We start from the raw sequence: 11,780 nt of genomic DNA, 5'->3' as shown, positions 1-11,780 counted from the left end.
CCTTCAGCGGCCGCCCTGGGCGCCGCCGCTGTCCTCCCGGTAGGGGTTGTAGCCGCCGTAGTGGCGGTGCGGCGCGGGCGGCTGCCGCACGGCCGCGTCCCCGTAGGGCATCTGACGGGGGAACGGGAGAGGCGCGGGTGGCCGGGGCACGCGCACCCGGCCCGTCGCGTGGGCGGCGTGCGTCAGGGCGGGGGACGCGACGAGCCTGCGGTGCCACAGGTGGTGCAGCAACTCCTGCTCGCGGAGGGCGAAGTCGGGGCCCGCGCCGTCGTGCCGGGCCCTGCGGCGCAGCATCGCCAGGGACGTCGCGAACGACTCGTACTCCGCGACCGTGCGGGCGGCGGCCCTGCCCCGGCCGCGGTCCGGATGGCTGTTCCAGTGCCTGGCCATGTCCCGGGCCATGCCCCGCGCCCGCATCGAGGCCAGGGCGAGCGGCTCGGCGGGGGCGAGCCAGCCGGCCGCCGCGTACACCGGGAGCTCGGTGGAGAGCGTGCGCAGCTCCCGCTGGCGCGACCAGATCGCCAGCCAGGTCACCAGGGCGAAGCACGGCACCATGAACGCGCCGTAGACCACGTAGAAGCCGTACGGGCCGAGGGCCGACGAGCCGTTCCACAGGGCGTGCAGGCCCATGGCGAGCACGAGCCCGAGCAGCGGCAGCGTGATCCGGCGTATCCGGTGGCGCCGCCCTCCGAGCGCCGCCATGCCGAGGCCGATGCCGGAGAGCACCGTGAACAGCGGGTGCGCGAACGGGGACATCACCACGCGCACGAAGAAGGTCCCGGCCGTCACCGAGGCGAAGCCCGTGGTGCCGAGCTCCTGGTCCTCGCCGAAGGCGTTGCCCAGATAGAGGATGTTCTCCGTGAAGGCGAAGCCGGTCGCGGTGAATCCGGCGACCACGATGCCGTCGACGACTCCGCCGAACTCCCTTCTGCGGAACAGGAAGATCAGCAGGACCGCCGTGGCCTTGGCGCTCTCCTCGACGACCGGCGCGATGACTGTGGCCCCGAGGGTGTCGGCGCTTCCCGGGTCGGCGGTGGCCGTCGCTATCCAGCGGGTCGCGAAGGAGTTGGCCAGGATCGCCACCAGCGCGGCGGCGCACGCGCCCCAGAAGAACGCGAACAGCAGATTCCGCCAGGGGCCTGGCTCCACCCGGTCGAGCCAGCGGAACGCCGACATCAGCAGCGGCACGGGCAGCACGGCCAGGCCCAGCCCCACCAGGAAGCCCTCGGTGCCGGTCTGTTCGCGCACCAGGGCCAGGATGAACAGACCGCAGAGCGCGAGCACCGTGATCACCGCCCCGGCGCGGAACGCCTTGCTGCGCCAGACCATGCCGACGCGGCGCGGCCGGTAACGCCACTGGCCACGCTCCGGGACGGCGCCCAGGAACTCGTCGAGCCGCTGCTCCTCGAGAACCGGGACGGCCGGCTGCTGGTGCTGCACGGACCCCTCGGACACCTGTCGACCCTAACGAGGGGGACTGACACCTGGCCACGGCGCCTTCGCCCGGGCGCCCGGCCGTGGCTGATCAGCGACGGGTGAACAGCACGTCGTGCACGACGTGGCCCTTGTCCAGACCCTGGCCCTCGAAGCGGGTCAGCGGCCGGAACGCGGGCCGCGGGGCATAGCCGCCGTCCGCCTGGGTGTTCTCGAACAGGGGGTGCGCCGTCAGCACCTCGAGCATCTGCTCGGCGTACGGCTCCCAGTCCGTCGCGCAGTGGACGACCGCGCCCGGCTTCAGCCTCCCCGCGACGAGGTCGAGGAACTCCGGCTGGATCAGCCGCCGCTTGTGGTGCCGCTTCTTGGGCCACGGGTCGGGGAAGAAGACCCTGAGCCCGTCCAGCGCCTCGGGCTCCAGCATCTCGCGGAGCAGGATGATCGCGTCGCCGTTGGCGACCCGGACGTTGGTCAGCCCCGCCCGCTCGGCGAGTCCCAGCAGATTGCCCTGGCCGGGGGTGTGCACGTCGACGGCCAGGATTCCGGTGCCCGGGTCGTCCGCCGCCATCTGCGCCGTGGCCTCGCCCATGCCGAAGCCGATCTCCAGGACCACGGGCAGGCCGTCGAAGAGCTCCGGGAGATCGAGGACGCTGCGGCCGTCGATGTCCAGGCCCCACAAGGGCCACAGACGCTGAAGGGCGTCCTCCTGGCCGGTGGTGACCCGGCTGCGGCGCGGCTGGAAGCTGCGGATGCGGCGCTCGTGGTGCGAGCCCGCCGGGTCGGCGGCGGGACCGCCGGGGAAGCGGGGCTCCTGGCGCAGCCTGCGCTGGCGCTCGAAGGAGGCGGCCCGGCGCGCGGCGGCGTCGGCATCCGCTTCCGTGGCGTGGCCGGGTGCGGTCTCCGGCGTGGCACGGGGAGTCTCCGGGGCGGAACCGGGCGTCTCCGGGCTGGGGCCGGGCGTCTTGGGGGTGGGGTTCACAGGCTCAGACACAATGACCCGATTCTACGGCGGGAGGCGTCCATCCCGTCGCGCGAGCCCGCAGCAGGGCCCGTCGCGCCACCTCCCTCCCGATGGGCAGGGAAGCCGTGGCCGCGGGTGAGGGGGCGTTGAGCACATGCACGGTGTGCGGGGCGTCCCTGATCAGGAAGTCGTCCACCAGCGTGCCGTCCCGCAGCACCGCCTGGGCCCTGACGCCGGCCGGGGACGGCCGCAGGTCGGCCTCGGTGACCTCGGGCAGGAGCCGCTGGACGGCCCGGGTGAAGGCGCTCTTCGACAGGGACCGGTGCAGCTCGCCCGCCCCGTATCTCCAGTGCCGCCGGGCGAGGTGCCAGGAGCCCGGCCAGGCCAGGGTGCCGGCGAGCTCGCCCGGGCGCACGGCCGTCCGGCCGTACCCCTCGCGGGCCAGCGCCGGGACCGCGTTCGGCCCGATGTGGACCGTGCCGTCGACGCCTCTGGTCAGATGCACCCCGAGGAAGGGGAACGCCGGGTCCGGCACCGGATAGACCAGCCCGCGCACCAGCTCGGGCCTGGCCAGCTCGTAGTACTCCCCGCGGAACGGCACGATCCTGGCTCCCGGGTCGTCGCCGGCGAGCCGGGCCACCCGGTCGCTGTACAGCCCCGCGCAGTTGACCAGCACTCTGGCCCTGACCACCTGTCCGTCGGACGTGCGCACCGCGACGCCCCAGGGGCGCCTGTCGACGGCGACGACCTCCGCGCCGTAACGCACCTGGCCGCCCGAGGCGGTCACCTCGGCGGCGAACCGGGCGGCGACCGCGGTGAAGTCGCAGACCCCCGTCGTGCCGACCCGGATCGCGGCGAGGCCGCGCACCCGTGGCTCGTACTCGGCGATCTGGGCGGGGCCGAGCTCCCGGACCGGCAGGCCGTGCTTCCGGCCGCGCTGCACCAGGGCGTGGAGCCGCGGCAGCTCGGCGCTGTCCGTCGCCACGATCAGCTTGCCGGTGACCGCGTGGGCGATGCCGTGCTCCCGGCAGAACTCGACGAGCTCGGCGGAGCCCCGCACCGCGTAGCGGGCCTTGAGCGAGCCCGGCGGGTAGTAGATGCCGCTGTGGATCACCCCGCTGTTGCGCCCGGTCTGGTGCCGGGCGGGACCCCACTCCTTCTCCAGCACCGTGATCCTGGTGCCGGGCGCGGTGCGCGTGATCGCGTACGCCGTCGACAGACCGACGATCCCGCCGCCGATCACCAGCACATCGCAGTCGTACGCCGCGTGCGTCATCATCACGCCACCTCCCACCCCGATAGTGCACTGACCCACTGACAACGGGCTCAAACCACGGGTTGCGGCGGGCGTGGCGCGCGGCCGTCACAGGGCCGGGCATACCGGGGCGTTCCGGCGGCCCCCACGGGACAGCCCCTACGCCGGGGCGACCAGGAGCGGTCTCGCCCGCTCGCGGAGCTCGGCGACGCGCGGCTCGTCGCCGTACGGCTCCAGGCGGTGCAGGAGGTCGCGCACGTACTCGGTGGTGCGGGCGGACGAGATGCGGCCCGCCACCTCCACCGCCCGGGTGCCCGCCGCGCAGGCCGCGTCGAGGTTGCCCGACTCCAGCTCGGCGACCGCGGACACGACGAGCCGCAGCCCGTGCGAGCGGACGAACTCGTCGGTGGGTTTCGACAGGGCCTGCTCGGTGAAGCGGCGCACCTGGCGGGGCGCCTTGAGGTCGCGGTAGCACTCGGCCGCGTCGGCGGCGAATCTGTCGTACGAGTAGAAGCCGAGCCAGGCAGGGTCCGAGTCGCCGGTCCGGGACCGCTCCAGCCAGCTCTCGGCGGCCCTGAGCGCGGCCCCCGCGGCCGGTGCGTCGCCGGCCTTGGCGTGGGCGCGCGCCTCCACCAGCCGGAAGAAGCTCATGGTCCGTGCGGTGGCGAGCCCCCGGTTGCGTTCCACCGCGGCCTGCGCGAGGTCCACACCCTCGTCGGCGAAGCCCCGGTAGGTCGCCTGGAGCGACATCGATGCCAGGACGTAGCCGCCGAGCGGTACGTCGGCTGCGGCGCGGGCCAGGCGGAGCGCCTGGATGTAGTAGCGCTGGGCGGCCTCCTGCTGGCCGGTGTCGAAGGCCATCCAGCCGGCGAGCCTGGTCAGCTCGGCGGAGGCGCCGAAGAGCGCCCGGCCCACCTCGTCGCTGTACGAACCCAGGAGGAGAGGCGCGGCGTCGACCCGTAAGCACTCCGGGACCATGGAGGAACGCCAGTCGCCGCCGCCGTACTTGGAGTCCCAGCGGCGCGCGTCCTGGGCGGCCTCCCGCAGCTTGGTCACATCGCTGTGGCCGACGCGCAGGAGCGACACGTCGGACGCGGTGTCGGGGCCGGGCTGCACGGGGATGCCGCCGGGCGCCCCGTGTGCGCCCTCCGGTCCGGGGACCGGGCCCTGGACGGCGGACGGGCCCCGGGCGACCGACGGGTCGGCCGGGGTTATGAGCCAGCGGGAGGCGGGGGTCGCGTAGGCGCTCACGGCGAAGGAACCCGCCAGCGACTGCCAGATGCCGCCGCCGCCCCTGCGGCCCGCCAGATCCAGCCGGTAGAGATCGGTCGCGGAACGCACCGCCTCGCCCACGTCACGCGGGAAGGCGAGCCCGACCTCGGGGGCCGGATCGGCGTCGGCGAGACCGATCTCGTGCAGCGGGACGGGACGGCCGAGTTTGGCCCCTATCGCCGCCGCGATGAGATGGGGCGCCGCACCCTGCGGCACCATGCCCTTGGCGACCCAGCGGGCCACCGAGGTCTTGTCGTAGCGAAGTGTCAGACCGCGCTGCGCTCCGAGGTCGTTGACCCGCCGGGCGAGCCCGGCGTTGCTGATTCCCGCGAGGGCGAGAACCGTGCCGAGCTTCTCGTTCGGCCCGCGTTGCTCCCTGGACATGCGCCACCCCTCGACACACAGACGGCCGCCGCGTCACCGTCGGGCGCGCGGCATTCGTACCGTGTCCTCCCCAGCTACGGTCCCGGGCACTCCGGCCGCACACGCATTTGGCCGAGCCCCGTGGAATATGCCGCTCTGCTGAGAACATCGGTAAACCCAGCGTAGTTCGCCGCATCCCCACCGTTAAGGGGCAGACCTCCGTATGGCGGGAATGTTGTCCGTACGGTCCGGGGGGCACGGGCACCGTGCTCCTGGTGTGTGGCCGTGCGCCCGGCCGTGCGCTCTGGTCCGGCCGGTACGCAAGCGCTTCGATGGGTCCTGCGTGGGTCGGCCCGCCGAACTGGACTCTGCGGGCTGGGGGAGACCGCCGCCCCAATCCCCGCGGGCGGCGAACCGGTCCGGGAGGTGACGAACACCTCCCGGACTGTGCGCCGTACGGGATGTGCCACGGGGAGCGGACGTGCGGGCCGGCGCACCGGGGGGATGCGCCGGCCCGCACGCCACCGCCCCGCCGCGGCCGGTGCGCGGGAGCTCCGCCGGTGGACCCGGAGGTGGCTCCCGGGGGGCGCCAGGAGCCGGGCGAGGGCCCCGCGGAGGGCGGCCGGCGGCGAAACGCGCGGTATCTCAGCGATCGGAGAATGGCCGAATAGCGCCGGTCGAGCGGTGCACCGGGAAGTGGTCCGACTATGGCCGGATTGTGTCTGTCGCGGGAACCGGCCGAGGCGGGGCCCTTCTTGGGAGCCGACCGCCCCAACCCCCGCGGGCGCCAGCTTCGTTGCCGGGGGACCGGCCCGGTGCGGCCGGGCCTTTGCCAGGGGCGCATGCACATCCGGTGTGCGCCGCCCGTACCCCCTCCGGGTCGCCGTTGTCGTGGCAGCATGTCCCGCAACGGCGTTCCCGTGTCCTGGTCCGCCGGTTCGTCCACAGCCTGTGGAGGCGGCGGTGCGTTGGTTGGTGGGGTGGAGCAGTATCGCCGCGAGCTTCGGCACCGTGGGCGCGGTCGGCCACCACGGGGACGGGCGCACCGTCCATCCCGTGGGCTCCCAGCTCCTGTGGGGCGACCCCGATCCGCTCTGGGCGGTCGGCGACTGGCGCCCCGACGAGATCCGGGTGATCACGGTCGCCACCCCCGAGGGCGCGCCCACGACCCGTCTCGCCGTCCTCGGCTGCTGCGGGGCCACCGACGAGCAGCTGCGGGTCGGGCTGCTCGCCGCCCGGGGCGGGGCGCTGCGCCATCTGACGGCCTGGCCGGGCAGTTACACCGCCGTGGTGCAGATCGGCCGCCGCATCACCGTCGCCGGAGACCTCGCCGGAGCCCGCCCCGTCTTCCACACGCCCTGGGCCAACGGCACGGCCTACGCCACCGCAGCCCTGCCGCTCGCCGACCTCATCGAGGCCCAGCTGGACATCGGCCACCTGGCCGCGCTGCTGGCCTGCCCGGAGACCCCGGAGGCGCTGGGCGACGGCACTCCGTACGCGGGCGTGAAGCGGATCCCGCCGGGCCACGCGCTGATCCTGCGGGAGGGCTCGCGCGAGATCACCGGGTACGAGGCGGTGGCCTCGCTCGCCGTGGCCGCGCCCCAGGCCGACCCGGTGAGCGCCGTCGAGGGCGTACGGGACGCGCTGGTCGAGGCCGTGCGCGCTCGGCTCACGGCCCCGCGGCACGCCCCGGAGACCCTGCCGCCCGACCCGGGGCCGGTCCCCGGCATGGGGCCGGCGGAACGCCGCGCGGCCCGGGGGGCGCCCGTGCCCGGTATCGGCTCGGACCTCTCCGGCGGGAGCGCGTCCGCCACCCTCGCCCTGCTGGCGGCGGGACTGCCCGGGCTGCCGGGCACCGTGCTGGGCCACGGCACGGGCGCGGGGGAGCGGCTGCTCGCCGTCACCTTCAACGACCTCTCCACCCAGGGACGCGAGGACGAGCTGGAGCGCGCCCGGGTCATCGCGGCCGACCCACGGCTGCACCATGTGGTCGTCGCCGCCGGCGAGGAGGCCCTGCCCTACGCGTCGCTGGAGAGCGGTCCGCTCACCGACGAGCCCGCCCCCTCCCTGGTCGTCGCCGAACGCCACCGCCGCAGACTGGCGGCGGGCAGCGCCGACCACTTCGTCGGCCATGGCGCCCGGCAGGTCCTGGACGCGCACCCCGCACGCCTGGCCGACCTCCTCATGGACCGGCGCAGACGCCATCTCCTGCGGCCCGTAGCCGCGCTCGCCAGGGCCGAAGGGCCCTCCACGCACTCCCTGTTCGTCCCGCTGGCCGTCTACCGCGCCGCCCGCAGGCTGGCCCGTACGTCGTACCGCACCGGTCTCGAAACGGCGGCCTCCCTGCTGCCCGAGGCCAACCGCGACGCCCCCGACCTCGACACCCCCGCCGACGCCTCGCTCGCCTCCCTGGCCTGGTCCCGGCCGGGTCCGGCGGCGCGCTGGCTCACCGGAGAGGCCCTCGCGGAAGTATCGGTTCGTCTCCAGGAGGCGGCGATCCGCCCGGCGTCGGTCCAGCGCCCGGGAGAGGCCCGGGCCCGCGCGGCGCTGGCCCGGCACGCCGCGGACCAGCGGATTCTGGAGCAGGCAGCCGAGATCCGCAGCCAGCGGCTGCACGCCCCCTTCCTGGACAACCAGGTCGTGCGCGCCGCCCGTGCCCTCCCCGAATCGCTGCGGGTCCAGCCCGGAGCCCGGGCGGCCATCCTGCGCAGGGTGCTCGCGGGCGCGGGCATCCACGACCTCCCGCCCGGCTGGGGCACCCCGTCGCAGGCCACCGCGAACGCGGCGGGCCGGATCGGCCTGCGTACCGCGCTCCCGGAGCTGATCTCCCTCTTCGACGCCCCGCTGCTCGCCGACGCCGGTCTGATCGAGGCCCGCGTCGTCCGCAAGGCCCTGCGCGCGGCGTGCGAGGGCGAGCCCCTGCCCCTGGACGGCCTGGCCGAGCTGGCGTCCACGGAACTCTGGCTCCGCCGCCTGGTCACCCGCCGGGGCACCTGCTGGACGGGCACGGCGGCCCCGCGCCAGCGCGCGGTGGCGGGCGGAGTGGTCCCGGCCCGCCGGACGCTCCAGGCCTGACCGCTTCCCCGGCGGGCTGCGGTGCGCCGGTCCCGCCAGGACACAATGGCCCGGTGCGGTACCTGATCCTGGGCGTCACCGAGGCGCGAGACGAGCACGGCGGTGTGCTGCCCGTCGGCGGTACGCGGCTGCGCACCCTGCTCGCGGCACTCGCCCTGCGCGCGGGCCGCCCCGCACCCGTCGCCGCGCTCATCGACGACGTATGGGCGGACGAACCGCCGCAGGACGCCCCTGCCGCGCTCCAGGCACTCGTCGGCCGGCTGCGCCGTGCCCTCGGCAGGGAGACGGTCACCGCCACCCCCGGTGGCTACGCGCTCGCCGCGGGCTCCGACTCCGTCGACCTGTACGTCTTCGAACGCCTCGCCCGCCAGGGCGCCGCCGAGCTCGACGCGGGCCACCCCCAGGCCGCCGCGCGCACCCTGCGCGACGCCCTGGCCCTCTGGCGAGGTCCCGCACTCGCCGATCTCCCGGGACACGAGCAGGGGCTCAGGGCCGAGGCACGCAGGCTCACCGCGCTCCAGCAGCGCGTCGAGGCCGACCTGCGGCGCGGGGCCACGGCGGGACTCGTACCCGAGCTCAGGGAACTGACGGCGGCCCACCCGTACAACGAGCCGCTCCACGCCCAACTGCTGCGCGGCCTGCGGGCCGAGGGCAGGCAGGCCGACGCGCTCGTCACGTACGAGGAGATCCGCCGGGCCCTCGCCGACGGCCTGGGCACCGATCCCGGGCCGGAGCTCACCGAGCTCCACCGGGAGCTCCTCGACGCGCGGGAGCCCTCCACGCCACATGCGGGCGGTACGTACCCCGCCGAGGGCAACATCCGCCCCCGGCTCACCTCCTTCGTCGGCCGCGAAGCCGAGCTCCGCCTCATCCGCTCCGATCTGTCGAACGCCCGCCTCGTCACCCTCACCGGCCCCGGCGGCTCGGGGAAGACCCGGCTGGCCGAGCAGTCCGCCGCAGGCCAGGGCGCCTGGCTCGCGGAACTGGCCCCGGTCGACGACCCGTCGGCAGTACCGGGCGCCGTGCTCTCCGCGCTCGGCCTGCGCGAGACGACTCTTCTGCAGGGCGGCGCCGGGCACGTGCCGCGTGCGGACCCCACCGAGCGGCTCGTCGAACATCTCTCCCTCCGGTCGCGCCACCGCCCCTTCCTCCTCGTGCTCGACAACTGCGAACACGTCGTCCACGCCGCGGCGGCCCTCGCGGAGACCCTCCTCACGCACTGCCCGGGACTGCGCATCCTCGCCACCAGCCGCGAGCCCCTCGGGGTGCCGGGCGAGGCCGTGCGCCCGCTGGGCCCGCTGCCGCCCGACCCGGCCCACCGCCTCTTCGCCGAGCGGGCACGGGCGGTGCGGCCGGACTTCGAGACGGGAGCGGGAGCAGAGCCGGCCGTCGCCGGGACCCCGGACGCCGTCGCGGAGATCTGCCGCAGGCTGGACGGCCTTCCGCTCGCCATCGAACTGGCCGCGGCCCGGCTCCGGCTGCTCACCCCGCGCCAGATCGCCGACCGCCTCGACGACCGCTTCCGCCTGCTCACCAGCGGCAGCCGCACCGTGCTGCCCCGGCAGCAGACGCTGCGGGCGGTCGTGGACTGGTCCTGGGACCTCCTGTCGCCGGACGAGCGGACCCTGCTGCGGCAGGCCTCCGTCTTCGCGGGCGGGTGGGACCTGGCCGCCGCCGAGGCCGTGGCCGGACCCGACGCCGCCGACCTGCTCGGCGCACTCGTGGACAAGTCGCTCGTGGTCGCGGCACCCGCGGACGGCGGCGAGATGCGCTACCGCTTCCTGGAGACCATCCACGAGTACGCGTCCGAGCGCGCCGCCGAGACCCCGGCCCTCCGGACGGCCGCGCACACGGCCCACCTCGCCCACTTCACCGCGCTGGCCGAGGAAGCCGACCCGCAGCTGCGCTCCGGTGGGCAGATGCCCTGGATCGGACGGCTGGAGGCGGACCTCGACAACATCCGCGCCGCCCTGCACCGCACGGTCCACGGCAGCCCCTGCGAACGGGACGCGCTGCGCCTGGTGCTCGCCATGGGGTGGTTCTGGTGGCTGCGCAACTTCCGTATCGAGGGCCTCTCCTGGGCCGACCGGGCGGCAGCACTGGGCGAGGACCCCGCCGACCCGGCCGACCCCCGTCACTGGCCCCGCATGCACCTGCACATGCTGCGGTTCTTCCTCGCCGTGGAGAACAGGCCGACGGAGAACATCTACGAGGACGAGGAGCTCCAGGCCATGATCACCCGCGTGGCCCGGGCCTTCGGCGCGTGCGGCCCCGAATCCGCCCGCTTCCCCGGGCTGCTCTGGCCGATGACGTCGTACGTCCACCGTGACCTCACCCGCGACATGCACGCGCACTTCGACGCCGCCGTCGCCTGCACCCGGGAGTACGGCGGCGACTGGGAGTACGGCTTCACCCTGATGTCGCGCACCCAGATGGTGGTGGACACCCCGCACGGACCCGAGGGCATGGACGGCGTCGACGCGGACCTCGCCGAACTGCGCCTGCTGAGCCGCCGGGTCGGCGACCGCTATCTGCGCGGCCAGGTGGCGAGCGCCGCCGCCGAGGCGGGAATGAAGCGCGGGAGGTACGAGGAAGCGCGGGCGGCCTATCAGGAGGCGCTGGAGCTGGCCCAGGAGGTCGGCGCCCACGCGGAGACCCCGTTCCTGATCGGCCGACTCGCCGAACTCGCCTACCAGACCGGTGATCTGGAGGCCGCCTGGAACGGCCTGGCCGAGGCCGAGGCGGAGGCCGAGCGGAGGCATGTGCTGGACGCGCGCGCCTACGTGGACTTCCTGCGGGCCTCGATCGCCCTCACCTCCGGGGAGATCCCGAGGGCGCGCCGGTACGTCGACTCGGCCCGGGGCGCCCAGTCCTACGGCGGCAGGCCGCCGCAGTTCGAGGCGGCCGTACTCGGCCTCTCGGCGCGCATCAGCGTCTTCGAACCCTCGGGGGGACCGGCCGGGGGACTGCTTGGGGTGACCGATGCGCTGGTGCTGGCCGTGGAGGCGGGCTGCGCCGAGGCCTTCACCGCGCATCTGGCGGAGGCGGCCGGGATCATCCTGGTGAAGCTGGGCCGGTGCGCCACGTCGGCGCGGATTCTCGCGGCGGCCGGAGGCTGGCGGGAGCACAGCCCGCGGTCGGCGGTGGAGGAGGCCGAGGTGGCGCCGGCCCTGGAGCGGCTGCGCGAGGAACTGGGCTCCCGGCGTTACGAGGAGGAGAGCGCCCGGGGGCGCGGCCTGAGCTCGAAGGAGGTCATCGGCCTCCTGACCGGCGGCGACGGGGACCTCAGCGGCAGCTGAGCGGTGCGGGCGGGGCGGGGACCTCTCCGGCAGCTGAGCGGTGCGGGCGGGGCGGGGACCTCTCCGGCAGCTGAGCGGTGCGGGCGGGCAAAGCGAAACTGCGCCGCCTCACCTACGAGCT

General features: G+C 75.1%; 6 protein-coding genes. 2 read left to right on the top strand and 4 right to left on the bottom strand.

Annotated elements, in window-relative coordinates; all coding sequences use genetic code 11:
• Nucleotides 1–3: 3 nt before the first annotated feature.
• The 4 genes from ACWCQM_RS05830 to ACWCQM_RS05815 all read right to left on the bottom strand — a co-directional run bounded on the left by ACWCQM_RS05830 (nt 4) and on the right by ACWCQM_RS05815 (nt 5,306).
• Complete coding sequence (locus tag ACWCQM_RS05830; protein ID WP_450914098.1) at nt 4–1,455, bottom strand: PrsW family intramembrane metalloprotease; 1,452 nt, start codon at nt 1,453–1,455, stop codon at nt 4–6.
• A 70-nt stretch (nt 1,456–1,525) separates the two neighbouring features.
• Nucleotides 1,526–2,425: a tRNA (guanosine(46)-N7)-methyltransferase TrmB gene (gene trmB, locus ACWCQM_RS05825; protein ID WP_450914097.1), complete on the bottom strand. Its 900-nt coding sequence runs from the start codon at nt 2,423–2,425 to the stop codon at nt 1,526–1,528.
• The gene (lhgO, locus tag ACWCQM_RS05820; RefSeq protein ID WP_450914096.1) at nt 2,418–3,674 is read right to left on the bottom strand and encodes an L-2-hydroxyglutarate oxidase; all 1,257 of its coding nucleotides are present in this window, start codon (nt 3,672–3,674) and stop codon (nt 2,418–2,420) included. Before lhgO ends, trmB begins: the two co-directional genes overlap by 8 nt.
• A gap of 135 nt (nt 3,675–3,809) precedes the next feature.
• On the bottom strand, nt 3,810–5,306 hold the full coding sequence (locus tag ACWCQM_RS05815) for a sporulation protein (protein WP_450914095.1): 1,497 nt from the start codon (nt 5,304–5,306) through the stop codon (nt 3,810–3,812).
• Nucleotides 5,307–6,248: 942 nt separating this feature from the next.
• On the opposite strand from ACWCQM_RS05815, the gene ACWCQM_RS05810 reads away from it, so the two are divergent.
• Together ACWCQM_RS05810 and ACWCQM_RS05805 are read left to right on the top strand one after the other, a co-directional pair.
• Nucleotides 6,249–8,360 carry an asparagine synthase-related protein gene (locus ACWCQM_RS05810; protein WP_450914094.1) on the top strand — a complete coding sequence of 704 codons (2,112 nt, stop codon included), beginning with the start codon at nt 6,249–6,251 and terminating at the stop codon, nt 8,358–8,360.
• 53 nt (nt 8,361–8,413) lie between these two features.
• Complete coding sequence (locus tag ACWCQM_RS05805; RefSeq protein WP_450914093.1) at nt 8,414–11,659, top strand: ATP-binding protein; 3,246 nt, start codon at nt 8,414–8,416, stop codon at nt 11,657–11,659.
• Nucleotides 11,660–11,780: the final 121 nt, after the last annotated feature.

The sequence above is a fragment of the Streptomyces sp. NPDC002125 genome, from assembly GCF_053593715.1.
The sequence above is the reverse complement of the archived record's forward strand: the minus strand, read 5'-3'. Positions and strand labels throughout refer to the sequence as shown.